The sequence below is a fragment of the Pseudoalteromonas sp. 2CM39R genome (assembly GCF_023161845.1).
In genome coordinates this window covers 214,186-238,160 of record NZ_JALNTM010000008.1, presented here as the reverse complement: position 1 = coordinate 238,160, position 23,975 = coordinate 214,186, and the positions used below count along the sequence as shown (strand labels likewise).

Annotated in this window: 24 protein-coding genes; 17 read left to right on the top strand and 7 right to left on the bottom strand. The window is 41.7% G+C overall.

What is annotated here, in order from left to right; genetic code table 11:
• Positions 1-40 precede the first annotated feature (40 nt).
• Entirely contained in the window at positions 41-832 is a 792-nt protein-coding gene (locus tag MTF66_RS19180; RefSeq protein WP_248527987.1) for a crotonase/enoyl-CoA hydratase family protein, read from the bottom strand.
• A gap of 258 nt (positions 833-1,090) precedes the next feature.
• Between MTF66_RS19180 and MTF66_RS19175 the strand changes: the two genes are divergently transcribed.
• The 5 genes from MTF66_RS19175 to MTF66_RS19155 all read left to right on the top strand — a co-directional run bounded on the left by MTF66_RS19175 (position 1,091) and on the right by MTF66_RS19155 (position 7,194).
• Positions 1,091-2,293, top strand: coding sequence for an efflux RND transporter periplasmic adaptor subunit (locus MTF66_RS19175; protein ID WP_248527984.1), 1,203 nt, complete (start codon positions 1,091-1,093; stop codon positions 2,291-2,293).
• Between the two features lie 9 nt (positions 2,294-2,302).
• Entirely contained in the window at positions 2,303-5,416 is a 3,114-nt protein-coding gene (locus MTF66_RS19170; protein WP_248527982.1) for an efflux RND transporter permease subunit, read from the top strand.
• Between the two features lie 118 nt (positions 5,417-5,534).
• On the top strand, positions 5,535-5,855 hold the full coding sequence (locus tag MTF66_RS19165) for an HI1450 family dsDNA-mimic protein (RefSeq protein ID WP_054554325.1): 321 nt from the start codon (positions 5,535-5,537) through the stop codon (positions 5,853-5,855).
• Positions 5,856-5,914: 59 nt separating this feature from the next.
• The gene (locus MTF66_RS19160; protein ID WP_374237565.1) at positions 5,915-6,709 is read left to right on the top strand and encodes a YdiY family protein; all 795 of its coding nucleotides are present in this window, start codon (positions 5,915-5,917) and stop codon (positions 6,707-6,709) included.
• A gap of 14 nt (positions 6,710-6,723) precedes the next feature.
• The gene (locus MTF66_RS19155; protein WP_248527980.1) at positions 6,724-7,194 is read left to right on the top strand and encodes a hypothetical protein; all 471 of its coding nucleotides are present in this window, start codon (positions 6,724-6,726) and stop codon (positions 7,192-7,194) included.
• A 316-nt stretch (positions 7,195-7,510) separates the two neighbouring features.
• On the opposite strand, the gene MTF66_RS19150 is transcribed toward MTF66_RS19155, so the two are convergent.
• Both MTF66_RS19150 and ygfZ read right to left on the bottom strand, forming a co-directional pair.
• A complete protein-coding gene (locus MTF66_RS19150) occupies positions 7,511-7,996 on the bottom strand; it encodes a peptidylprolyl isomerase (RefSeq protein ID WP_054554327.1) in 486 nt (161 codons plus the stop codon).
• Positions 7,997-8,008: 12 nt separating this feature from the next.
• A complete protein-coding gene (gene ygfZ / locus MTF66_RS19145) occupies positions 8,009-8,920 on the bottom strand; it encodes a tRNA-modifying protein YgfZ (protein WP_248527979.1) in 912 nt (303 codons plus the stop codon).
• Between the two features lie 120 nt (positions 8,921-9,040).
• Between ygfZ and MTF66_RS19140 the strand changes: the two genes are divergently transcribed.
• Both MTF66_RS19140 and MTF66_RS38660 read left to right on the top strand, forming a co-directional pair.
• The gene (locus tag MTF66_RS19140; protein WP_054554329.1) at positions 9,041-9,292 is read left to right on the top strand and encodes a succinate dehydrogenase assembly factor 2; all 252 of its coding nucleotides are present in this window, start codon (positions 9,041-9,043) and stop codon (positions 9,290-9,292) included.
• A complete protein-coding gene (locus tag MTF66_RS38660) occupies positions 9,285-9,692 on the top strand; it encodes a protein YgfX (protein ID WP_374237564.1) in 408 nt (135 codons plus the stop codon). The genes MTF66_RS19140 and MTF66_RS38660 overlap by 8 nt, the downstream gene beginning before the upstream one ends.
• Here MTF66_RS38660 and nadB read toward each other — a convergent pair.
• Entirely contained in the window at positions 9,667-11,289 is a 1,623-nt protein-coding gene (nadB, locus tag MTF66_RS19135; protein ID WP_054562255.1) for an L-aspartate oxidase, read from the bottom strand. The two genes, MTF66_RS38660 and nadB, sit on opposite strands and share 26 nt — an antisense overlap.
• Positions 11,290-11,682: 393 nt before the next feature.
• On the opposite strand from nadB, the gene rpoE reads away from it, so the two are divergent.
• The 10 genes from rpoE (at position 11,683) to pdxJ (ending at position 20,204) form a co-directional block, all read left to right on the top strand.
• A complete protein-coding gene (rpoE, locus tag MTF66_RS19130; protein ID WP_036969086.1) occupies positions 11,683-12,264 on the top strand; it encodes an RNA polymerase sigma factor RpoE in 582 nt (193 codons plus the stop codon).
• Position 12,265: 1 nt separating this feature from the next.
• Entirely contained in the window at positions 12,266-12,892 is a 627-nt protein-coding gene (locus tag MTF66_RS19125) for a sigma-E factor negative regulatory protein (RefSeq protein ID WP_054562254.1), read from the top strand.
• 4 nt (positions 12,893-12,896) lie between these two features.
• On the top strand, positions 12,897-13,850 hold the full coding sequence (locus tag MTF66_RS19120; RefSeq protein ID WP_054562253.1) for a MucB/RseB C-terminal domain-containing protein: 954 nt from the start codon (positions 12,897-12,899) through the stop codon (positions 13,848-13,850).
• Between the two features lie 3 nt (positions 13,851-13,853).
• Positions 13,854-14,303, top strand: a complete 450-nt coding sequence (locus tag MTF66_RS19115; RefSeq protein WP_054554334.1) for a SoxR reducing system RseC family protein — start codon at positions 13,854-13,856, stop codon at positions 14,301-14,303.
• Between the two features lie 70 nt (positions 14,304-14,373).
• Positions 14,374-16,161 (top strand): translation elongation factor 4, encoded by a 1,788-nt coding sequence (lepA, locus tag MTF66_RS19110; RefSeq protein WP_058586461.1) that lies wholly within the window; start codon positions 14,374-14,376, stop codon positions 16,159-16,161.
• A 26-nt stretch (positions 16,162-16,187) separates the two neighbouring features.
• Positions 16,188-17,123: a signal peptidase I gene (gene lepB, locus MTF66_RS19105; protein ID WP_054562250.1), complete on the top strand. Its 936-nt coding sequence runs from the start codon at positions 16,188-16,190 to the stop codon at positions 17,121-17,123.
• A 2-nt stretch (positions 17,124-17,125) separates the two neighbouring features.
• Positions 17,126-17,803 (top strand): ribonuclease III, encoded by a 678-nt coding sequence (rnc, locus tag MTF66_RS19100; RefSeq protein ID WP_054554337.1) that lies wholly within the window; start codon positions 17,126-17,128, stop codon positions 17,801-17,803.
• Complete coding sequence (gene era / locus MTF66_RS19095; protein ID WP_248527976.1) at positions 17,793-18,725, top strand: GTPase Era; 933 nt, start codon at positions 17,793-17,795, stop codon at positions 18,723-18,725. Before rnc ends, era begins: the two co-directional genes overlap by 11 nt.
• A 17-nt stretch (positions 18,726-18,742) precedes the next feature.
• Entirely contained in the window at positions 18,743-19,429 is a 687-nt protein-coding gene (recO, locus tag MTF66_RS19090; protein WP_248527973.1) for a DNA repair protein RecO, read from the top strand.
• Between the two features lie 43 nt (positions 19,430-19,472).
• Complete coding sequence (gene pdxJ / locus MTF66_RS19085) at positions 19,473-20,204, top strand: pyridoxine 5'-phosphate synthase (protein ID WP_248527971.1); 732 nt, start codon at positions 19,473-19,475, stop codon at positions 20,202-20,204.
• A 70-nt stretch (positions 20,205-20,274) separates the two neighbouring features.
• On the opposite strand, the gene MTF66_RS19080 is transcribed toward pdxJ, so the two are convergent.
• Genes MTF66_RS19080 through barA form a run of 3 tightly spaced genes read right to left on the bottom strand, consistent with a single transcriptional unit; the run spans position 20,275 to position 23,895 of the window.
• Positions 20,275-20,601 (bottom strand): hypothetical protein, encoded by a 327-nt coding sequence (locus MTF66_RS19080; protein ID WP_062566754.1) that lies wholly within the window; start codon positions 20,599-20,601, stop codon positions 20,275-20,277.
• Between the two features lie 12 nt (positions 20,602-20,613).
• Positions 20,614-21,090, bottom strand: coding sequence for an energy transducer TonB (locus MTF66_RS19075; RefSeq protein ID WP_248527968.1), 477 nt, complete (start codon positions 21,088-21,090; stop codon positions 20,614-20,616).
• A 36-nt stretch (positions 21,091-21,126) separates the two neighbouring features.
• The gene (gene barA, locus MTF66_RS19070; protein ID WP_058586457.1) at positions 21,127-23,895 is read right to left on the bottom strand and encodes a two-component sensor histidine kinase BarA; all 2,769 of its coding nucleotides are present in this window, start codon (positions 23,893-23,895) and stop codon (positions 21,127-21,129) included.
• Between the last annotated feature and the right edge of the window lie 80 nt (positions 23,896-23,975).

Sequence of the window (23,975 nt, the reverse complement as noted above, 5' to 3'; positions counted from 1 at the left end):
CTACATCATACCCTTGTCAGTTGTACTATGCGACTTTAGCTTACCATGATTTGGCATTATTAAACTTGATATCCTCTGCACCTTTCGCCTTTGCAATCGCCTTTTTAGTATTAGGGTTCATTAGTAAGCGAATTTGACTCCAGGTTTCTTTAGCGAGAATTTTACGCTGTTGTGAACGGTAGCTTTGCTGAGTAATTCGTTTAATTGCTGCCAGAGTATCTGGCGAGCGTGCCATGAGGGTTTCTAATACGGCATCGGTTTGTTTATCAACGTCATCAGTGAGCTGTGTAACTAAGCCATACTCCTTAGCATCTTCAGCAGAGACTGGCCCTGCATGACTTGCTAACCAAAGTGCTTGGTCACGCTTCATTAAACCTGCAAGCACCACGTTAGCCCCCATATCAGGGCATAAGCCCCAACGAGCTTCCATGATCGCTAATTTAGCGTTTTTATCGACGATGCGATAATCAGCACCGAGTGCGATTTGCATACCGCCACCAAAGCAGTGTCCGGTCACTTTTGCAATCACCGGAATACTTAAGTCTTGCCAACCTAGCACCACTTTTTGCGCTAAGTTTTGGTTTCCTGGTAACCACTTGAATAAAAGTTTGATGATATTGCTTGGTTTTTTCATCACCGCAGCAACATCCAGTCCAGAGCAAAAGTGTTCGCCTTCACCAGAGATAACCACCGCACGTAAACTGCGATCGCCTTTAATTTTTTTGATTACGTTTGAAAGCTCGACGAACATGGCAAAACTGAGTGCATTTTGTTTCTCGGGACGAGCAAGGCTAACCCATGCGACTTGTTGTTTTATTTCTAGTTTTATCATGGTAACTCCTCTGACCTGTTTGCTAGAGCTTACGAGTTAATTACAACTAAGTAAAGAATTGCTGATGTGTCGCAAAGAATCATAATATTTTCCAAAAATGGGTAACCTTGTCATATATTTAGTTACAAATTGGTGTATATTTTTAAAACAAAGATGCTAGTTCATCGCTAGTTTGATTTTGTGATTAGTTAGATACTTTCGCAAAATCCCATGACACGACTAGACTTAGCTTTAAGTCGCGCTACAAGGAGTAAAAATATGCTGATGCGCAAAACAGCTCGCATAACTAAACAATCATCTCGTTCTTTGGCCTTTGCTGCAATTTCTGTAGCATTAACAACCACATTGGTTGGCTGTTCAGATGATAAAGCACAACAACAAGCTACGCCGCCACCGGCCGTATCAGTATTTAATGTCGTCACACAAGAAGTTGGTAATTACCGAGAGTTTGTCGCGCGTACTGAAGCATTCCAAGAGGTTGCTATTAGAGCCCGAGTTGAGGGTGAACTCATTGAACGTCATTTTAATGAAGGCTCATCGGTTGAAAAAGATCAGCTCTTACTGCGTATTGACCCATCAGAGTACCGCTCTACTGTGGCAGAAGCTGAAGCTGACTTAAAAAGTAAAATTGCCGCAGCGGGCGCCGCTGAACGTGATTTAAAACGCGGCAAAGATGTGGCTGCGCAAGGTTTTATTTCACAATCAGACCTCGATAAACTAACCACTAATTTTGAGCAAACCAGCGCAGCTGTTAAAGCCGCAGAAGCTGAGCTTGAAAAAGCAAAACTCAATCTAAGTTATACCGAAATTCGTGCGCCGTTTGCAGGGCGTATTGGTAAAGTGAACTATGATGTGGGGAATATTGTTGGGCCATCATCCAATGAACTTGCAGAGCTGACCGATGTTGACCCAATTTATGTAAGTTTTCAGGTTGAAGAAGCTGACTACATCTCTTATCGCCAGCAACATCAGACACCGTCAGATAAAGACCCTCGTGATGTGCCAATCGATTTAACTTTACGCTTACCGAATAATTCGACCTTCCCTGATAAAGGCGTACTTGATTTTGCTGATACCAAAATTAACCGCAACACAGGCACGGTTGAGCTAAGAGCCGCTTTTGATAACCCGGATGGCATTGTCATGCCGGGCTTATTTGTTACCTTGATCGTTGAAAGCACCAATAAACAAGACTTGGCACTCATTCCTCAAGTAGCGGTACAAGAAAACCAGCAAGGTAAGTTTGTGCTCGTTGTTGATGACGAAAACAAAGTGGCTATGCGGATTGTTAAACTGGGTCGTCGTATTAATGCGATGTGGGTGGTTGAGTCTGGTTTAGAGGCTGGTGAAAAAGTCATTATTGAAGGTTTACAAAAAGTTCGCCAAGGCGCTGAAGTGAAAGCAGTTGAAAAAAATGTCGATGAAACAACCGGCACTATTTCTAGCAAAGCTAACTCTTAGGAGTGAGATATGATCAGTAAAACTTTTATATCTCGCCCAAAGTTTGCCTTGGTAATTTCGATTGTTATTACCATTGCGGGTTTAATTTCAATGGCTTTGCTGCCAGTGAATATGTATCCGCAAATAACCCCTCCGCAAGTTCAAATTAGTGCTAGTTACCCTGGTGCAAGTGCACAAATAGTTGAAGAGTCGGTGATCCGGCCCATAGAAGAGCAGGTTAATGGTGTTGAAGATATGATGTATATCGAATCAACATCGTCGAATAACGGCACGGCTAATATAACTGTGTATTTTAAGGTCGGCACAGATACAGATATTGCCCAAGTTAACGTGCAAAACCGTGTGGCACTTGCTGAAGCAGGTTTACCTGAAGAGGTTAAACGCCAAGGTGTGTCGGTTAAGAAAAAGTCGAGCTCAATGCTACTCGGTATCAACTTATACTCTAACCAAGAAAATATCGACGCTATTTTCTTAAGTAACTATGCAACCAACTATTTAACCGAGCCTCTTGGCCGTATTAATGGGGTTGCATCAGCTGAGGTAATGGGTGAACAAACCTATTCAATGCGCTTGTGGTTACGTCCTGATCGAATGGCATCACTTGGTTTAACTGTGTCAGAAGTTCAAGCTGCGCTGCAAGAGCAAAATACTATCGTAGCAGCAGGTAAACTGGGGGCTGCCCCCTCAGCACCGAGCCAGCAATTTGAATATTCGATTCAGGCCAAAGGGCGCTTAAAAACCCCAGAAGAGTTTGGTCAAACCATTATTCGCTCGAGTAAAGATGGTAACTTTGTGCGCCTAAACGATATTGCCCGTATTGAATTAGGTGCAGCAAGCTACAGCACAACAGCAAAGTTAAACCAGCAAGACACAGCATTCATCGTTATTTATCAGCTAACAGAAGCGAATGCGACGCAAGTGGCAGCTGATGTAAAAGCACGTATGGCTGAGCTTGCTAAACAGCTACCTGATGGTGTTGAGTACTCAATTCCTTATGACACTACAGAATTTATCAATCGCTCGATTGACGAAGTAGTTGTAACCCTTGTTCAAGCGGTTGGCTTAGTTATTTTAGTCGTGTTTTTATTCTTACAAAATTGGCGCGCTACGCTCATTCCAACGGTGGCTATTCCGGTATCTTTGGTGGGGACTTTCGCGTTTATGATGATGATGGACTACTCCATCAACTTAATAACCTTGTTCGGTTTAGTGCTCGCAATCGGTATTGTGGTAGATGATGCCATTATTGTTATTGAAAACGTTGAACGAATACTTAAAGAAGAAAAGCTACCAATTAAAGAAGCGGTTACCAAAGCGATGGAGCAGGTATCGGGGCCGATAGTGGCAACGACCTTAGTATTGCTTGCGGTGTTTGTGCCTGTAGGCTTTATGCCGGGAATAACCGGGGAGCTTTATAAACAGTTCTCGGTGACGATTTCATTTGCAGTACTCATTTCATCTTTAAATGCACTGACATTAAGCCCTGCTTTGTGTGCTTTATTGTTAAGTGAAAAAGCCATGAAGCCGATTAAATGGCTAGCACCATTTGAGAACATCATTACCCGCTCAACCAATAGTTACAGTAAAGTGATTAACTTTATCCTCAAACGTACAGCAAGAATGGCATTGTTTGCAGTGGTCATTTTTGCTGCTGCAGGTTGGTTGGTAAAAACGGTGCCTACAGGCTTTGTACCAGCAGAAGACCAAGGCTTTCTTTTTGTTGATGTGCAACTGCCAGATGCGGCAGCAAGCGGTCGTACCCAAGATGTAATGCATAAGCTGGGTGATATTGTTAAAAATGAACCAGCTGCAACCGATTTTATTGCGGTTTCTGGTTTTTCATTACTCGGTGGTGCGGGTTCTAATAATGCGCTTGGTATCGTAGTGCTTAAAGACTGGGAAGAACGAACTAGCCCTGAACTTGGTTTACGAGCGGTACTAACGCGCTTAATGGGTCAGTTCTGGGCGATGCCTGATGCGCAAATCATGGCCTTTAACCCGCCTTCAATACCTGGACTTGGTACAAGTGCTGGCTTTGAGTTTAGGTTACAAGACAGTGAAGGGCGTGAGCCAGCAGAGCTTGCTCAAGTACTAAATGGTTTGATTTATGAAGCGAACCAGCGCCCAGAGCTTTCAAATGTTTACAGTACATTTAGAGCTAATGTGCCGCAGTATTTTCTTGAGATTGACCGTAATAAGGCAAAAGCTCAAGGGGTCGCGCTTAGCGATATTTTCTTAACTTTACAGGCGCAACTGGGCTCATTATACATTAATGACTTTAACCAATTCAGTCGCACTTACCGCGTCATCATGCAGGCGGAAAGCCGTTTTCGTCAAAACCCCGCAGACTTACAGCACTACTACGTGCGTAATGATGAAGGGGCAATGGTGCCGCTCACTACATTGGCTAAACTTGAGCCAATTCTTGGCCCTACAAGTTTAACGCACTTTAACTTATATCGTAGTGCAAGCATTAGCGGACAACCTGCGGCGGGTTATGCCAGTGGTGACGCGATTAAAGCAATGCAAGAGTTGGCTGAGCGATTACCAACTGGCTATGTGTACGAGTGGGCTGGGCAATCTAAACAAGAGATTGAAGCAGGCAATATGGCGCCAATCTTATTTGGCTTAGCGGTCGTATTTGTGTATCTATTCTTGGTTGCGCAATACGAAAGTTGGACAATTCCGTTCTCAGTCATTGCAGCGGTGCCGCTGGCATTATTTGGTGCCATGCTTGCGCTGTATGTAATTGGTATGGAAAACAACATTTATGCGCAGGTTGGTTTAGTGCTACTGATTGGCCTGTCCACCAAAACCGCCATTTTGATTGTTGAATTTGCTATGGAAGAGCGTGCGGCAGGCAAAAGTATTTTTGAAGCGGCTCTTAACGCGGCAAGATTACGCTTTAGAGCGGTGTTGATGACGGCACTGTCGTTTGTACTTGGCGTATTACCGCTGGTGTTTGCAAGTGGCGCAGGGGCGGGGAGTCGAATATCGCTCGGTATTACCGTGTTATTCGGGATGTTAGCTGCAACCATTTTTGGCACCTTGCTTGTTCCTTTATTCTATACGCTCGTGCAATCAATGCGCGAAAAAATAAAAGGCACAGCAAGTGCTGAGTAAAATCTGTTATTAATTACAAAAAAGTCAGGGCAACCTGGCTTTTTTTTTGGTAAAACTCAAAAGAGGTTTGTTATCATAGCTAGATTCAAAGCGACACATATGTGCAGAGGTTTAAGGAATGGCTGGTCCACGCTTATACAGTGAAGAAGAAGTAACTCATCAGGCTTATGATATATTTTTAGAATTAGCGCCTGATAATTTAAGCGAGCAAGATATTGCTGATTTTAACGAGCACAGAGAAGAGCTTGGCTTTATTGAAGAAGGTGAGCCTGACGAGCAGTGGCAAGATTTTGTTGCACTAGAAATTGAACCTGAGCTATTTGTACAAGTCTTAGTAGGACTTGAATTCGACAATCAAGATATCTTGTTTGCGAAAATTTTAATTAGCCGAGACAAAGATGCACCGTTTTGCCACATTCTTTGGAAAGATAGCGAATAACTCTCCAGCCGATGTTTGACTCTACTTTTAGTTGTTTTAATTCAATAAAACGAATTATTTTGCCCGCCCTGCTAGTTTGTAGTTGGCAGGCTTTTGCTGTTGATCCGTTTGAAGACTTCCATGAATACGGGCAATTATCAGAAGAAGAAATCCATAAAATTCATAAAGGCGAGTTGCTGTACGGCGATATGGAGTTTGGTTTTATGGTAAGCCGCGGTAATACCAACTCAACCAGCTTCAAACTTAAAGGTAACCTATACCAAGATTTCGAAAAGTGGCGTAACCAATTTAAGCTCGATACTTTATACAAACGTGACCGTAATGAAGAAACCGGCGATGAAGAAGTCTCTGCTGACCGTATTTTTGTATCAGGCCAAGGTAACTATAAGCTAAATGTGAAAAATGAATCATTTTTCATTTATGGTGACTATGAGCGAGATAAGTTTAGTGGTCTTGAGTTTAAGAGTACCATAGCGACTGGTTACGGTAATCGCATATACCAAGGCAGCAAGAATAAAGTCGATATCGATGTGGGGCCGGGGTTATACCGTTCGGTGGCTGATCAAGATGCAGACACAGAAGAAGATGAAACAAAAACCGGTTATCTACTTCGTTTAGCGCTGCAGTGGGAGCGTACGGTCTCTGCTCGAACTCGCTTTAATCAAGATGTCAGTTATGAACAATCATTGTCAGGGTTAAACTCGCGTTTAAAGTCAGAAACATCCCTGATCAGCAAAATTATGGGTGATGTATCACTCAAATTTACTTACATGTATCGCTATAACTCAAAACCAGAGGAAGATAAGCTCAAGTACGATTCTGAGCTGAGTGCAACCTTTGTTTATAGCTTTTAAGAGAATACTTCAGAATGTATCAACATAAACAGTACGCTATTTTTATTTTTGTTATCTTAGGCTGGATTGGCGCCTTCATTACCTTAGCTTGGAACTTAATTGGTGCAGATATTCCTCTTATGGTGTTTAGCGCTATCTTAGTGCTGGTGGCCTTTTTGTTTCATGGCTTAACGATTAAAGTGAGCGATAAAACAGTAAGCTGGGCATTCGGTCCGGGTGTATTTGGTAAAACAGTGACTTTTGATGAGATTGAATCTGTTCGAGCGGTAAGTAATTCATTTCGTCATGGTATTGGTCTGCGTATCACGCATGATGGCTGGGTTTACAGTGTATCTGGATTTAGTGCTGTCGAATTGGCGATGAAAGATGGCACGCACTATCGCTTAGGAACCAATGACCAAGAAGGCTTACTTGCTGCGCTTAGAGAGCATATTGCTGAACCTGTGACAGACGCTTCTGTGGATACAGAAGAAGTAGTCGAATAGGCACAAATGTGATATACCCAAGCCACCTCAAGATGCAGAATTCAGCGTTTCACAGGTGCTTAATATCAAGGCGTTACTTTGCAAGAATGGCAGTCCCTTTTAAGAAGTAACAACGATGAGAGTAAGTGCCTGTGAAGCGCCCAAAGGGTTGGTTTAAAAGCGATTTATACTGCGTTATTGATTTTAACAATAGAACCACTATTACTTGCAATCAATGCCTTGCCTAAATCGCTTTTAATTCCAACTGAAACTCGCATCTTGAGGTGGTTTGGGTATATAAGAAAAGCGCCAATGGCGCTTTTTTTATAGTAATGGTTTAGTGGCTGTGACCACAACCACCTTCACCGTGCACATGACCATGTGCTAATTCTTCTTCAGTTGCATCGCGTACTTCAAGTACCTCAACATCAAAATGAAGGGTAATACCTGAAAGAGGGTGGTTACCATCTACAATAACGTCTTCGTCTTGAATTTCGATGATCATCACTGATTGGTCGCCAGCGTCTGTCGTAGCGCGGAACTGCATACCAACTTCAATTTCCATACCTTCAAACATTGATTTTGGCACTGCTTGCATTAGGTCATCGTGACGCTCACCATAGCCTTGCTCTGGCTCAACGGTTACGCTGAATGTGTCGCCCGCTTCTTTACCTAATAGCGCATTTTCGAGGCCTGGAATTAAGAAACCCGTGCCAACGATAAACACTAGTGGCTCGCCATCGAAAGAGTTGTCGATGGTGTTTTTGTTATTATCCAATACTGAATAATGCATTTTTACCACTTTGTTTGCTGCTACGATCATAGTCATTCCTATTTATTCATCTTCGAGAGAGTAAGGCAGAGCTTGAATAGATAACTCTACCTGAGGGAGGTGTTTTGCTCGCAAAATTTGGCCTGCTTCATTGTCGTTAGGAAGCACAACCAGACCCATTAAGGTTTGCGTTTGTTGATTAAAACTTTGGCTAATAAGCTTGCCAGCACGGCGCCAGTTTTCGCCCATTTGTGTTTCAAGCTCAAGCTCGTCAAGTAAGCATTCAGCTTTGCCCGAAACTATATACATAGCACGTTTATTTTTGCCTAGGTATTTCATACGAGCGACGGTTTCTTGCCCTGTGTAGCAGCCTTTTCTGAAACTGATACCACCAAGCGCTTGTAAGTTAACCATTTGCGGTACATATTCGCCAATAGCGTCGCTGTTTAAAGATGGCTCGCCAGCGGCAATAGCTGCCTGTTGCCATAACGCGTCATCATCAAGGGCTGTGACGTTATCAGGTAAGCTAAATTCTTCGTTGACCATAAGCAATACGCGGTTATCTGCAAGCTTTAACGCTTTACCGCCAGCAAAATCGACTGCGCTGTGCTCATCGTCAAAATTAATTGCTAAGGTTTCTAGAGTCGCTGTTAGGTCATCACCTAGTAAGCCAATTAGCGGCTTTTCAGATTGCTGAATTTCTACTTGCGAAAATACCGCATATTTTTTTAACTCGACTAGCGATTGCTCTACCTCAGGTTTTGAGCCCGCAAGGTAATAGCTATCAAGGTGTGAAAACAACCTAAACACACCCCAAAGCTTGCCTTTTGCATTACAGTGGCCAGCCCAAAGGAAGTTATCATCAGTTAATTTGTTGATATCTTGCGTAATTTGTCCGTGAAGGTAAGACAACTTATCTTTGCCAGTTAGGCTAATAAGTGAATAAGATAAAGGACATGCGTAAACAGTCGACATAAAAACCTTCTTTACGATATGAATGAGCGCTAATGATAACTTAGTTAGGGTAGCAATTTAAATAGCTGTTTATTCGATAGCAATTTGGTAAACTGCAGACAAATAAGTACGAGGTTTAAAATGACTGAAATTCACAGTAAAGAACGTATTCGTTGGGCATGCCGTCGCGGTATGTTAGAACTAGATGTTTTATTTATGCCATTCGTTGAAGAAGCGTTTGACTCACTATCAAAAGAACAGCAAGCCGTTTTTCAACGCTTACTTGAGTGCGATGATCCTGATTTATTCGCATGGTTCATGGGTCATGAAGAGTGCAAGGACCCAGAGCTTAACGGTATGGTCACATTAATTTTAGACCGAGTTCGTGTATAGATTTACCGTTACAAATAACACCCCAGACCACAAACCCTTTGTGGTCTTTTTTTGCTTAACAGCCATCATATTATGCTTTGTTTACCAGCATGTTTTCGCTCAGCTTTTAGCTTGTTTAGCGTGCTTTTTCTTAGCCTTTCTTAGTTTTAAAAAAGTCCAACAAGCACAGCCTGAAAAGGGTTTTATAATTTTAGAGCAAGAAGAGCTCAGGTTTGTTAACGACAAACTTAAAATACAAGGTCAGATAACAGCTAAAAGTTATGTGTTTGCTAATTTTGTGGTGCTTAAATTGGCTGGGTTTTATCAATCACACTGGCTGATTATAAGCTCAGCCAGTGTTGATGAAGAAAGTTTCTCGCGCTTAAAGCGTGCAATTATTGCAGTGCAGCAACCGACTTAGGTGTTAAAATTGTCGGCGTTGGATTTTCGTTTTGCTCTGGGTAATCAATCGTGTAATGAAGACCGCGACTTTCTTTACGCTCAAGGGCGCTGCGAATAATAAGCTCTGCAACCTGCACTAGGTTTCGAAGTTCTAATAAGTTATTTGTAACCCTAAAGTTTGCGTAATAGTCGTGAATCTCTTGCTGCAGTAATTCAACGCGGTGAAGCGCACGCTCTAAGCGTTTTGTTGAGCGTACAATACCCACGTAATCCCACATAAATAATCTTAGTTCATGCCAGTTGTGGGTAATAACGATTTCTTCGTCTGAGTTAGTTACGCGACTTTCATCCCAAAGTGGTAAGGCTTCAAGGGCAGGGCTTGCATCGATTTTGCTCAGAATATCTTTCGCGGCAGCATGGGCAAACACGATACATTCAAGTAACGAATTACTCGCCATACGATTAGCGCCATGTAAACCTGTATAAGCCACTTCGCCAACAGCGTATAAGTTATCTAAATCTGTACGGCCATTAAAGTCGGTCATAACACCGCCGCAGGTATAGTGTGCAGCAGGCACCACTGGAATGGCTTCTTTCGTAATGTCGAGGCCAACACTTAAGCATTTTGCGTAGATAGTTGGGAAGTGTTCAATGATAAAGTCTTTGTCTTTGTGACTAATATCAAGGTACACACAGTTCGCACCAAGGCGTTTCATTTCAAAATCGATAGCACGAGCAACAATATCGCGAGGGGCAAGTTCTTCGCGCTCATCAAAGTCTTTCATAAAGCGAGTGCCATCAGGGCGTTTTAAATACGCACCTTCACCGCGCATTGCTTCTGTGATCAAAAAGTTTTGCAGCTCTGGGTGATACAAACTTGTTGGGTGGAATTGGTTAAATTCCATATTGGCAACACGGCACCCTGCACGCCATGCCATTGCGATACCATCACCACTCGATACATCAGGGTTAGAAGTATATAAATACACTTTACTTGCGCCACCTGTTGCCAGTGACACGAACTTAGCAGCGATAGTTTCAACTTTTTTATCAACACAGTTCCACACATACAAGCCGTGAACATGCTTGCCTTTTTTGGCTAAGCTTTTATCTGTGATTAAATCGATGGCATTGTAGTTTTCTAACAGAGTGATGTTAGGGTGTGCTTGTACTTGGCTAATTAAGGTTGTTTGCACTGCTCGGCCAGTTGCATCGGCGGCATGTAAAATACGGCGGTGACTATGACCACCTTCGCGAGTTAAATGAAAACGCTCTTTACCTTTTGAATCGAACTCCATATCAAAAGGTACGCCTTGCTCAATCAGCCATTTTAAACATTTTTTAGCATTGCTTGCTGTGTAGTGAACCGCATCACGGTCACATAATCCGCCACCTGCATCGAGTGTATCTTCAACATGAGATTCAATACTGTCATTCTTTTTATCAAATACTGCTGCAATACCACCTTGAGCATATAAGGTAGAACCTTCAGTTAATGCGCCTTTACTAAGTACTGTCACCTTACAGTAATTAGCAAGCGATAAAGCAAGAGAAAGGCCAGCGGCGCCGCTGCCAATGATAGCGACATCAGTAATGTGATGTTTATTTTGGTTCATGTCTGTGGTCTTTGCGGTTACAATGCTCGGCTAGTAGTGCCAAAAGTTTGAGCAAATAAATTTTTATGTGGTATACGTATATGTACCATATTTGCTTTAACACTATTAGTCATTTTAATACGTTATACCAATCTTATTAGTTTTATCGTCACATAAACAGTTTATTGTTAGCTGTTTTTAATTGTGAATTCAATTTAGATAACCGTTGATTTTTAAGCAGTTATTGAAGTTGTCGTGTAATAAGATTGGTATGACTCAATTTATTTGCGTGCTATTTTATAAAAAAATCATTTTAAACTGAACTTTTATATTCATGGTGCAGTCAGAGTTTGTGTAAACAATGGCGAGTATATGAATAGCAAGCAAGAATCAAACAGAGGAGTACCGGCTCGAATGAGCGAGCAGGATTTGGATTTAGCGCTAGTTAAAAGGGTCCAGCAAGGAGATAAAAACGCCTTCAACCTATTAGTTAGAAAATATCAGAATAAAATTGCAGGTTTGATTTCACGTTATGTATCAAACCAAGGTGATGTTGCTGATGTCGCACAAGAAGCTTTTATTAAAGCCTACCGTGCTTTACCTAACTTTAGAGGTGATAGCGCCTTTTATACTTGGTTGTACCGTATCGCCGTAAATTGTGCTAAAAATTACTTAGTTGCGCAGGGTCGTAAACCCCCAGCTAACGATGTTGATGCCGAAGAAGCAGAATTTTATGACAGTGCAGATGCAATGCGTTCAAACGCATCGCCAGAAAACCTGTTATTAAGTGACGAAGTACGTGCTGTAATTTTTAATACGATTGATAGTTTGCCTGAAGATCTTAAAACCGCGATTACCCTTCGTGAAATTGAAGGTATGAGCTATGAAGAAATAGCCGTGGTTATGGATTGCCCTGTGGGAACGGTGCGTTCACGTATTTTCCGTGCCCGTGAGGCGATTGATAATAAATTGAATCCATTAATAGGTGAGTCTTAGTATGACAAAAGCAGACGTTAACAAGTTGGATAATGAGCAGTTGTCCGCGTTACTTGACGGCGAGCAGCAGTTAACTGATCAAGCGATCACAAACGACGATGTATCTACATTTGGTCGTTACGCAATGATTGGTGATGTAATGCGTGCTGAGGCAAATAACAACGCTTTTAATTTTGACATTGCAGATGCAGTGGCAGAATCACTTGAGCAAGAACCTGTTTACGCAGATTTCGCGAATAAAACAACGGCACCAAAAAGCGAAGAAATCGTGGCGGCAACAGGCACAGATAACGTGGTAGCATTTAATTGGCGTCGTCCATTTGCTCAAGTGGCCATTGCTGCTAGTGTTGCTATGTTTGCGATTGTGGGCGTACAAACATTGCCACAAAACACCGAGTCACCGCAAAGTGATATTCCAACATTACAAACAGTACCATTAACAGGTATGGCTTCTCCTGTAAGTTACTCATCAGAGCAACCTGCATTAGAAAATGCAGAGCAAGGTTTACGTGAGTTACAACAGCAGCGTATTGGCGCATTAGTTCTTGAGCACCAACGTCAAGCACGTGTTGCATATTCGCTAGAAAAATCGCAAACTGCAGAAAATGCAGACGAGGAAAAAAACTAATTAAATGAAAGTTTTTACTTTTATTTTGTCGCTGGTACTAACGGCTCCAGCCATTGCCAGCGACGAAAATCCCGCCAAGACTTTATTAAATGATATGGCAACGGCCGTTCATACTCGCAACTTTGACGCATCATTTGTGGTTGTAAAAGGCCAAGCTATGGAACCCTATCGCTGGTTACATGCAAAACAAGGTGATATTGAACTTGAGCATCTAAGTTTACTTAACGGCGCTGGCCTAGAAATGGTGCGCGTTGACGATCAAGTTACCTATTTTGAGCCTCATTCAGAGCCTTATTCAGTTAAAACAGACTCTATTGCTGGGCCAATTCCTGAAGTACTTTTTAAAGATATTAACCGACTAAGCGCTCACTATGATTTTGTGCTTGGCGGAAAAGGCCGTATTGCAGGGCGCTCAGCACAGTTAGTGCGCATCGAGTCAAAAGATGAATACAAATATAACTATTGGATTTGGTTAGATACTGAGTCTTCGTTGTTACTTAAATCTGCCTATGTGAATCATAAAGGTGAGATGCTTGAGCAGTTACAGTTAACTCATATCAGCGTAACAGAGCAGCCTGCTCCTATGTTAGTTGAAATGCAAAATCGTGACTTTCCTGCGGTGCTTGCGACTAACGATTTAGCCAATAATGAAGACAGCGCAGCGAATGATTGGAAAATTGGTTGGTTGCCAGATGGCTTTAAGTTATTAAAGTCAGATCGTCATAAACTTGATTTAAACAATGAACTTGCTGACTATTATTTATATTCAGATGGGTTTGTTGAAGTGTCTGTTTTTATTCAAAGACCTTTACCTGGAAAGCGCGCAAGCGGTGCTTTAACGTCAGGCGCAACGACTGTGTATGTACATAATGGTGGTAGCTTTGATGTATCGGTTGTTGGTAATATTCCTGCCATGACAGCCAAAGCTATAGCTGAGTCGGTAGCGCGACCTCTTTAAATCATGATTGAACAAACACTCACTGTCGTGTCGGTAAAAGGCACGACAGCGAATTTAGAAGCAGAACAAAAGCAAGCCTGTGCCGGCTGTAATGGTCGTTGTGGCTCGCAAGTTTTTGCAAAGCTGTTTGGAACAGCTAAAAAAACCTTTCCTTATACCTTCGAAAAAGAGCTCCAAGTAGGGCAAAAAGTAACTTTAGCACTCGATGATAGCCACTTAGTTAAACACGCTATGGCTGTTTACATGCTACCCCTTTTGTTTAGTTTAGGGTTTGCTTTAATCGCATTTTCGGCTTTTTCGCTTGCAGAAGGCTGGCAAATTTTAGCCGCCGTTATTGGTGGCTTAACGGGCTATGCGATAGCAAAATCAAGGGTTAAGAGCCTTAAACATGATATTAAAGTAATAAAAATTCACCCAATTACTATTCCTTTCACTCAAATAGATGGTGATTAAAGCCAATTAAATGTAAAATTGTCGCTTTATACACTTAGTCCATTTTATATAGAAGTTTAGAATCCAGTTTATGAAGCATATCCGTAATTTTTCGATCATCGCCCATATTGACCATGGTAAATCGACTCTCTCTGACCGTCTTATCCAAGTTTGTGGTGGTTTAACAGACCGTGAAATGCAGCAGCAGGTGTTAGACTCAATGGACATTGAGCGTGAGCGTGGTATTACCATCAAAGCGCAAAGTGTAACGCTAAATTATAAAGCTAAAGACGGCGAAACATACCAGTTAAACTTTATCGACACGCCAGGACACGTTGACTTCACATACGAAGTATCACGTTCACTTGCAGCCTGTGAAGGTGCACTTTTAGTTGTTGATGCGGGTCAAGGTGTAGAAGCTCAAACTTTAGCTAACTGCTACACAGCAATCGAAATGGACTTAGAAGTTATTCCAGTTCTAAATAAAATCGACTTACCACAAGCCGATCCACTTCGTGTAGCAGAAGAAATTGAAGACATCATTGGTATCGATGCCCTAGATGCTGTGCAATGTAGTGCTAAAACAGGTATTGGTATTGAAGAAGTACTCGAAATCATTGTTAAAGATATTCCGCCACCAGAAGGTGACAAAGATGAGCCACTACAAGCGCTTATCATTGACTCATGGTTTGACCCATACCAAGGCGTTGTATCATTGGTACGTATTAAGCACGGTGAATTACGTGCGGGCGATAAAATTAAGATCATGTCGAATGATCAAGTTCATATCGCAGATAAAGTGGGTATTTTCACACCAAAGCAAACTAACACGGGCCTCTTAAAAACCGGTGAGGTAGGCTTTGTTATTGCGGGTATTAAAGAAATCCATGGTGCACCTGTAGGTGATACCATCACTTTACAACGTAATTCTGCTCCAGAGCGTTTACCGGGCTTCCAACGCATTAAACCGCAAGTTTATGCAGGTATGTTCCCAATTTCATCAGATGACTATGAGTCATTCCGTGATGCGCTTGATAAATTAAGCTTGAACGATGCGTCGTTATTCTTCGAGCCAGAAAATTCAACAGCACTAGGATTTGGTTTCCGCTGTGGCTTCTTAGGTATGCTACACATGGAAATCATTCAAGAGCGTCTTGAGCGTGAATACGACATTGACCTTATTACCACTGCGCCAACAGTAATCTACGAAGTAGAGACAAAAGATGGAACTCAACAGGTTGATAACCCGTCTGACTTACCGCCGGTGAATAATATTCTTGAAATCCGTGAGCCAATTGTTGAAGCTAACATACTAGTTCCGCAAGAGTTTTTAGGTAACGTAATTACGCTTTGTGTTGAAAAGCGTGGTGTACAAACTAAAATGAGCTACCATGGTAAGCAAGTGGCGGTGACGTACGAATTACCGATGGCTGAAGTAGTTATGGACTTCTTTGATAAGTTAAAATCAACAAGCCGTGGTTTTGCATCGCTTGATTATAACTTTAAGCATTTCCAAGCTTCAGACATGGTACGTGTTGACGTATTGATTAATGGTGAGCGTGTTGATGCGTTAGCGATTATTGTACACCGCGATATTGCACAATCACGTGGTCGTCAGTTAGCTGAAGCACTGAAAGACTTAATTCCACGTCAGCAGTTTGATATTGCAATTCAAGCAGCGATTGGTCAGCATGTTATTGCCCGTACAACAGTTAAGCAATTACGTAAAAACGTAATCGCGAAATGTTACGGTGGTGACGTGAGCCGTAAGAAGAAATTGCTACAAAAACAAAAAGAAGGTAAAAAGCGAATGAAGCAACTAGGTAACGTTGAAGTACCTCAAGATGCATTCTTAGCTATCCTTAAAGTTGGTAAATAATTAGAAGTAAATAAAGGAATTAATGCATGGCGGGTTACTTTTCTATTTTCTTAGTGTTGTTAACGCTAGGCTCAGGATTAATTTGGTTAATTGACCACTTTATGTTTGCGCCAAAGCGTCAGCAACGCATTGCCCTTGCTCAAAACGCAGCAGGTGGTGAATTAGACGAAGAAACCGCTGCATTAATTGCGCCTGAGCCAAGTATCACTGAAACGGCAAAGTCAATTTTTCCGATGATTGCAGCAATCACTATTTTTCGCTCTTTCATTTTTGAACCGTTTCAAATTCCATCAGGTTCAATGATGCCAACTCTATTAGTGGGCGACTTCATTTTAGTGCAGAAGTACTCATATGGCGTTAAAGATCCTATTTGGCGTAGCCAGTTAGTTGATGTTGATGAACCTGAGCGTGGTGATATTGTGGTATTTAAATACCCATTAGACGAGCGCGTAGATTACATTAAACGTACGATTGGTTTACCGGGCGATAAAATTGTATATCGCAATAAGCACCTTTATATTCAGCCAAAATGTGCCGAAGGTGTAACGCAGCAAGGTGATTTGCTGTGTAACGAGTACAACAAAATTGATATGGAAATCCTCAATAGTGACGAGTTCAAGCAGGGTTCGATGAATTTAGTGCGTTTAGAAGAAAACCTAAGCACATTGAATCATAATATTTTAATTAACCCGCAAGCTCCTGAAATGAAAGGCCGTTATTATCAACAACCAGGTACACGCTCAGACGAGTGGGTTGTTCCTGCCGATCATTATTTCATGATGGGTGATAACCGTGATAATAGCCAAGACAGTCGCTTTTGGGGCTTTGTACCTAAAGAAAACTTGGTAGGTAAAGCCGTCTTTATATGGATGAGTTTTGAATTTGAGAATGGCCCAGATGACTTTTTACCAGGCTGGGTTCCAACTGGTGTTCGTTTTGAACGCCTAGGTAATATTCAGTAACGATGAAAAAAAACGTAACAGAGTTATACAACAAAATAGGTTATACATTTACTGATCAAGCTTTGCTTGAACAGGCAATGACGCACCGTAGTCATAAAGGCCAACATAACGAGCGCTTAGAGTTTTTGGGCGATTCGATTTTGAGCTTTGTGATTGCTAATGCGCTTTACACTAAATTCCCTAAAGCACGCGAAGGTGATTTAAGCCGCATGCGTTCGACCCTAGTTCGTGGTCAAACGTTGGCTGAATTTGGCCTAGAATTTGGCTTAGGCGATTACTTGCGCTTAGGTCCAGGTGAGCTTAAAAGCGGTGGTTTTCGCCGTGAATCAACCCTTGCTGATGCCGTTGAGGCGATTATTGGTGCGGTATTCTTAGACTCAAACATTGAGCAATGTGGTGAGTTAATTTTAAGCTGGTACGAGTCGCGTCTTGACGCAATTTCACCGGGCTTAAATCAAAAAGATCCAAAAACATTACTTCAAGAATACTTACAAGCGCGCAAATTATCGTTACCTGGCTACACTGTAATTGATACAAAAGGCCAAGCGCACAATCAAACATTCACGGTTGAATGTATTGTTGAAGGGATGGATAGCATTATCTCAGTAGGTAGCTCACGTCGTAAAGCTGAGCAAAAAGCCGCTGAAAAAGCCTTAAAGATACTTAAAAATGAATCTTGATGATTTAATTAGCAAAGAACCTGCAGAGCTAGACACGCACTGCGGTATGGTTGCCATAGTTGGCCGCCCAAATGTAGGTAAATCAACTTTACTTAACTATATTGTTGAGCAAAAGGTGTCTATTACTTCTCGTAAGCCACAAACCACACGCCACCGTATCATGGGTATTCATACTGAAGGTAAATACCAAGCTGTTTATGTGGATACACCAGGCTTACACGTCGAAGAAAAACGCGCTATTAACCGTTTAATGAACCGTGCTGCATCAAGCTCAATTGGCGATGTAGAACTGATTATCTTTGTGGTTGAAGGCACACACTGGAATGAAGACGATGAGATGGTACTAAATAAAGTACGTCAGAGTGGTCGTCCAGTGTTATTAGTTATGAATAAAATTGATCAAGTTAAAGACCGTGATTTAGTGCTACCGCACATGCAGTTTTTAGGTGGTAAATTTGACTTTGTGGCTATTATGCCGGTCTCTGCTAAGCAGGGTAAAAATATTGATTTAATCAAAGATGAAGTGAAAAAGCGTTTACCGCTTTGTGAGTTTTACTTCCCTGAAGATTACGTAACAGATCGTTCAATGCGCTTTATGGCGGCAGAAGTGATCCGTGAAAAGCTGATGCGCTTTATGGGTGAAGAGCTGCCATACTCAGTCACCGTTGAGATCGAGCAGTTTAAATGGCAAGAGAACGGTGTTTGGCAAATTAACGGTTTGATCCTCGTTGAGCGTGAAACGCAAAAGCGTATGGTGATCGGCAATAAAGGCGAAAAGCTGAAAGTCATTGGCCGTGAAGCCCGTAAAGACCTTGAAGACATGCTTGATAACAAAGTGTTTTTAGAACTTTGGGTAAAAGTGAAGTCTGGCTGGGCTGACGATGAGCGTGCGCTACGTAGCCTTGGCTATGGTGAAGACTAAGTAAAGCCTTACACGCCATGGATAGCGAATTCTACACAGCATACTTGCTGCACCGACGTCCATTTAGTGACTCGCAAGTCATGCTCGATATGCTGGTAGAAGGCGTAGGTCAGTTGAGAATGCTGGCCCGTGTTAGTGGTCGCCAGGCCACTAAACACAAAGCACAATTACAACCTTTCCAATCTCTGCTCGTACAATATAGCGGCAAGTCTGATTTAAAATACATCAATCGTTTTGAGCCCCATGGCGGGCAAACTATGTTGCAGGGTACCGAGCTTTATTGCGGCTTCTATATGAACGAATTAACCAATCGTATCGTACCTATCAATGAGCCGATGGAAAGTGTATATCATCTTTATAAACAGCATCTAGACGAGTTATCAACCACTAAAAACCTACAAGCTGTGCTGCGCTCTTATGAGTTTCAGTTACTTGAGATGCTTGGTTATGGCGTTGATTTTAGTGTTGATGCCGAAGGTGATGAAATTAACGATGCAGCAAATTACCAGTACTTTGCTGAATACGGTTTCTTGCTGCATGACGACCCCCATAGAGGCTTTTCAGGAAAGCAATTAAATGCCATAGCAGCTCATGACTTTAGCGCCCCTGATGTGTTATATATGGCAAAGCAATTAAGTCGATACCTACTCAAGCCTTTACTTGGTAAAAAGCCATTAAAAAGCCGTGAGTTATTTATTAAGTAGGCTGTTATTCAGCCTTGAATCGTTGTTTTAAACAGGTAAAAAAATGAAAGATATTCTTCTTGGTGTAAACGTTGATCACATTGCCACTTTACGCCAAGCGCGTGGCACGAGTTACCCAGATCCTGCGCATGCTGCAGCTGTTGCAGAGCATGCTGGTGCAGATGGTATCACCATTCATTTGCGTGAAGACCGCCGTCATATTCAAGACCGCGACGTATATGTGATGGCAAAAACGATTCAAACACGTATGAATCTTGAAATTGCAGTGACCGATGAAATGATCGACATTGCCCTTGAAGTGAAACCTGCTTATGTTTGTTTAGTGCCTGAAAAGCGTGAAGAGCTCACCACTGAGGGTGGCCTTGATGTTGTGGGTAATTTTGACAAAGTAAAAGCAGCAACAGAAAAGCTAACAGCTGCGGGAATTAAGGTCTCGTTATTTATTGATGCCGACAATGCGCAACTTGACGCTGCAAAAGCGTGTAATGCTCCATACGTTGAAATTCACACAGGTGCTTATGCTGATGCTGAAAATGACGAAGAGCTTCACACTGAGCTTGAGCGTATTCGTAGCGGCGTACAATATGCTGATAGCTTAGGTTTAATCGTTAATGCCGGCCATGGTCTTCATTATCACAATGTAAAACCCATAGCGGCAATGCCAGAAATTTATGAGTTAAACATTGGTCATGCGATTATTGCCCGTGCAGCGATTGATGGTTTAGAAAAAGCAGTCAGCGATATGAAACGTTTAATGATTGAAGCAAGACTTTGAACTGCCGGCTTTTTATAAACGCTGGCAAATTTGAATACTGAACGCGGTGGATTTGATATCCACCGCGTTTTTATTTACTTAGATAAACAATAAATTGTGCAAGTAATGAAGATAGCCAAGGCGAAAGGCAGAGTAGGGCCACTAAATATTGATGCTTTTTCTTAAAGCTTTTTAAAACATCATCATCTACGGCCGACAATTCACCTTTTTTAATTGAATGAAAAACCATCGAGTTAGGTTTTGCCTTCATCAAACGGGCTTGGCTTTCGTATGTTTGCCACTGCTCTGTGTAATTGGTTTTTACGTAATTATTAGCTTCTATACTTAGTTTTTTATAGCGGAGGAAAAACCAAGTGAGTGAAATAGCACTAAAGACGATAAGTAAGATAAAATACAAAGCAAGCTCCCTTTAATACTTCACTATGCGTGTACCCGTGGAATAAATAATATCTGAACTAGGGCATGAATAGTTAGGTTTTAGCTCTTTGCAAGATTGCTCAGGTGTGTCAAAACAAAAGTCAAAGCGAGTTTGGGTTTTCACCGCTTTATCAGTAATATTTTTCGCCAGCTCATTCCAGTGCCAATTAGTGATTACATCTTTTGCTGCGTCGGCAAATACAGAGTTAGTTGAGGCAACTACCTGAATATCTCTAATTTCATTTTGTGGCGTAATGACATACTCAATAGTTGCGCAACCTTCTTTTGCTTGGATAACTGCTTTTTTTGGGTATCTGGCAGGAAAGCGTTCAAGCTGTTGCCATTTTGCTGACTCCATTTCATTAGAGCTAACAGCTAAATCCGCATATTCTAATTTTACTGGTTTTTCTTCGGTTGATGCGCAACCAAAGACAAACAAACTGCCAGCTAGCATTAAATAGTTTTTCATTAATATATTCCTTTATATAATTTATTGAGTGTTCTTTTATCGTTGTTGCTCAACCATACCGGCATCACTCAACAAATTATTCAGCTCATCAACAAGCTCAAATAACTCAGGCTCAATGTAATTTAAATCGCAATCGCCTTTTAAAGCTGTCTCGAGTGTTTCGGCAAGTGATTTTAGTTTTGGTACGCCGGTATAACAACATGCGCCATGGAACTTGTGCACTATGCTAAGTACATGTTCACAATCTTCTTTTTCGATAGCCTCATTGAGTAGGCGCAAGGTTTCAGGCACGCTGAGTAATAGCATGTTGAGCATTTCTAGTGCTAGTTCTTCTTTACCGCCAGCGCGTTGAAGTGCCAATTGCCAATCGAGGCGGGCACTTTCAAATGGAGGTTCAGAGTCAACTGCGGCAGTTTTGCTACGTTCACGATTAATTGGCGATTGCGGGCTATGATCGCTAATTATTTGTTTTAGCATGTCCTCATCAATAGGCTTAGTTAAGTAACCTTTAAAGCCATCTTTAAGAAGCTGCTCTTTTTCACCTGCGAGGGCGTGAGCAGTCACTGCAATGATGGGGGTATCTTCATTGAGAGATGACTCGCGAATAAGTTTACATGCAGTAATACCATCCATAATTGGCATTTGGATGTCCATGAAGATCAAGTCATATTTATGGCTTTTACTTAAGCTGTAAGCTTGTGAACCGTTGTGTGCGGTATCAATTAGCTCAATTTGTTCTTCAAGCAAGGTGCAAATTAGTTTTAGATTGGCATCGTTATCGTCAACAACCAGTACTTTAAGTGGTAATAATTTTTCATCACCTTGCTCAATGTTATGCACTGGATGGTCAAGGCGGTAAGGTGCAGCAAGTACCTCACATAATTTACGGTGGTTAAGCGGTTTACTTAAACAAGCATCTGCACCGCTACCGACAAAGGCTTCACGCATATTATGCGAAACCGTATTAAGCATTATGTATAAATAATCAGTGACAGGACGCACTGCTTTTACATAACTCTTAAGTTGCTGCATATCGTCAATAGTAGCGGTATGGCCAATAATACAAATATCGTAGCTGAAGTCTTTGTTGATCTCATTTAAGAAGCTTTCTTCATCCATGCAGGCGGTAACGCGAGTTTGCCATTCATGTAGTAGCGATAACGTTGCTTGATGGGTATGCTCATGAGGCTCAAGATACAAAATACGTTTATTGATCAGAGATTGAGTCGGTAAGTCACTAGTAATTGAGTTACTTGGCGTTCTGAATACGGCATTGAACGTAAAGCAGGTACCATTACCAGGTGCTGAGTTTAGAGTAATGCGGCCATTCATCGCTTCAACAATATGTTTAGTGATGATTAAACCAAGACCTGTGCCACCAAATTTACGGGTGATACTAGAGTCTGCTTGGCCAAATGGTGTAAATAACGCATCTTGCTTATCCATTGGGATACCCACACCGGTGTCGGTGACAGACACCAAAATCGAGGCGCGCTCTTCATCTAATAAGCGGTAGCCAACATCAACCTTGATTGAGCCTTTTTCAGTAAATTTAATGGCATTACTTAATAGGTTTATCAAAATTTGTTTAAAGCGGGTCGGGTCGCCAGTTAGGTTGTCTGGTACTTGCGGATGGATAAATATTGAAAGCTCAAGTTGCTTTTCGTGGGCACTTGGTGCCAACAAGGTCATAACTTCATTAATATTGTCACGGAGCTGGAATTGCATTGACTCAAGTTCCATGGCACCGGCTTCTAATTTCGAAAAGTCTAAAATATCACTGATAATTGTAAGTAAGCTATTGGCCGACAGTTCAATGGTATCTAGGTAATCTTTTTGATGCTTATTCAGCGGGGTTTTATAAAGCTGACGCGTGAAACCTATTACACCATTTAAAGGTGTGCGTAATTCGTGACTCATTTTAGCTAAAAAGTCTGATTTTACTCGGTTCGCATCTTGCGCGTCTTTTTTAGCAATACTCAACTGAATATTTTGGGTTTCGTATTGTTCGAGTGTTTCGCGGTAATCAGAGGTTGCTTGGTCAATATGTTTTTGCATCTCATCACGTTGCACAACCATAGTTTCTGAAATGGTATTTAAACCTGTGCGTAAGAGCTCAAACTCGCCAAACATTTTTTGATCAAGTCCGGTATCTACTTTACCTTCAATGAGCTTGTCGGTAGCTAGTACTAACTTATTAAGAGGCTGAATAAACATGCGGGTTAATCTAAACGCTAATACGGTGGCAAGTATGAGCGCGAGTAAAATTACCACGCCACTGACTAATAATGCCCGTTGCTGGCCAATAATGGCTTGTTGTTTGTTGAGCATGATCACCACAGTGCCTAGCGATGCTTGGTAGCTGTGATGATTCCAAATCATATCTTGGCGGCTATGATTAATTATGGCAGTAGAGAATGTTAGATAGTGCTCAGAATTTTGTACTTGAATGCCATCCATGCTGTTTGCATTGCTGCTAACAATTTCTTTGAATTCACTTTGGTATTTACTAAAAATCACTAACTCATTGTTTTCATCAAAAATAGCAATTGATTGGATAGCAGGGGAGTGTTTGTTATGTGTATGACTAACTAAGCGAGTTAATAAGGCTTTATCACGCTTTATTAATGGTTGCTCAACAGCAATGGCGAGGGGCTCAATAATAGTCACGCCCTGCTGATACAAAATTTCATCGAGCTCAATGTAACGATTTATTGTAAAATAACCGCCCAGCAACAAGCCTATGATCACAGTCGGTATAAGTGTAAGGGTTAAGACTGAGTCACGTAAGCCAAATTTAGTCATAAAGAATGTTGTTATCATTATTATCGTTGTTTAAGAGTATATACTTACTCCCGCTTTATCAATAATTAAGGTGTTGCCCG

Excerpts from the sequence above, each read along its gene's own strand:
- MTF66_RS19180 (WP_248527987.1), bottom strand. The coding sequence starts at position 832 with ATGATAAAACTAGAAATAAAACAACAAGTCGCATGGGTTAGCCTTGCT.
- MTF66_RS19175 (WP_248527984.1), top strand. The coding sequence starts at position 1,091 with ATGCTGATGCGCAAAACAGCTCGCATAACTAAACAATCATCTCGTTCT.
- MTF66_RS19170 (WP_248527982.1), top strand. The coding sequence starts at position 2,303 with ATGATCAGTAAAACTTTTATATCTCGCCCAAAGTTTGCCTTGGTAATT.
- MTF66_RS19165 (WP_054554325.1), top strand. The coding sequence starts at position 5,535 with ATGGCTGGTCCACGCTTATACAGTGAAGAAGAAGTAACTCATCAGGCT.
- MTF66_RS19155 (WP_248527980.1), top strand. The coding sequence starts at position 6,724 with ATGTATCAACATAAACAGTACGCTATTTTTATTTTTGTTATCTTAGGC.
- MTF66_RS19150 (WP_054554327.1), bottom strand. The coding sequence starts at position 7,996 with ATGATCGTAGCAGCAAACAAAGTGGTAAAAATGCATTATTCAGTATTG.
- ygfZ (WP_248527979.1), bottom strand. The coding sequence starts at position 8,920 with ATGTCGACTGTTTACGCATGTCCTTTATCTTATTCACTTATTAGCCTA.
- MTF66_RS19140 (WP_054554329.1), top strand. The coding sequence starts at position 9,041 with ATGACTGAAATTCACAGTAAAGAACGTATTCGTTGGGCATGCCGTCGC.
- nadB (WP_054562255.1), bottom strand. The coding sequence starts at position 11,289 with ATGAACCAAAATAAACATCACATTACTGATGTCGCTATCATTGGCAGC.
- rpoE (WP_036969086.1), top strand. The coding sequence starts at position 11,683 with ATGAGCGAGCAGGATTTGGATTTAGCGCTAGTTAAAAGGGTCCAGCAA.
- MTF66_RS19125 (WP_054562254.1), top strand. The coding sequence starts at position 12,266 with ATGACAAAAGCAGACGTTAACAAGTTGGATAATGAGCAGTTGTCCGCG.
- MTF66_RS19120 (WP_054562253.1), top strand. The coding sequence starts at position 12,897 with ATGAAAGTTTTTACTTTTATTTTGTCGCTGGTACTAACGGCTCCAGCC.
- MTF66_RS19115 (WP_054554334.1), top strand. The coding sequence starts at position 13,854 with ATGATTGAACAAACACTCACTGTCGTGTCGGTAAAAGGCACGACAGCG.
- lepA (WP_058586461.1), top strand. The coding sequence starts at position 14,374 with ATGAAGCATATCCGTAATTTTTCGATCATCGCCCATATTGACCATGGT.
- lepB (WP_054562250.1), top strand. The coding sequence starts at position 16,188 with ATGGCGGGTTACTTTTCTATTTTCTTAGTGTTGTTAACGCTAGGCTCA.
- rnc (WP_054554337.1), top strand. The coding sequence starts at position 17,126 with ATGAAAAAAAACGTAACAGAGTTATACAACAAAATAGGTTATACATTT.
- era (WP_248527976.1), top strand. The coding sequence starts at position 17,793 with ATGAATCTTGATGATTTAATTAGCAAAGAACCTGCAGAGCTAGACACG.
- recO (WP_248527973.1), top strand. The coding sequence starts at position 18,743 with ATGGATAGCGAATTCTACACAGCATACTTGCTGCACCGACGTCCATTT.
- pdxJ (WP_248527971.1), top strand. The coding sequence starts at position 19,473 with ATGAAAGATATTCTTCTTGGTGTAAACGTTGATCACATTGCCACTTTA.
- MTF66_RS19075 (WP_248527968.1), bottom strand. The coding sequence starts at position 21,090 with ATGAAAAACTATTTAATGCTAGCTGGCAGTTTGTTTGTCTTTGGTTGC.
- barA (WP_058586457.1), bottom strand. The coding sequence starts at position 23,895 with ATGACTAAATTTGGCTTACGTGACTCAGTCTTAACCCTTACACTTATA.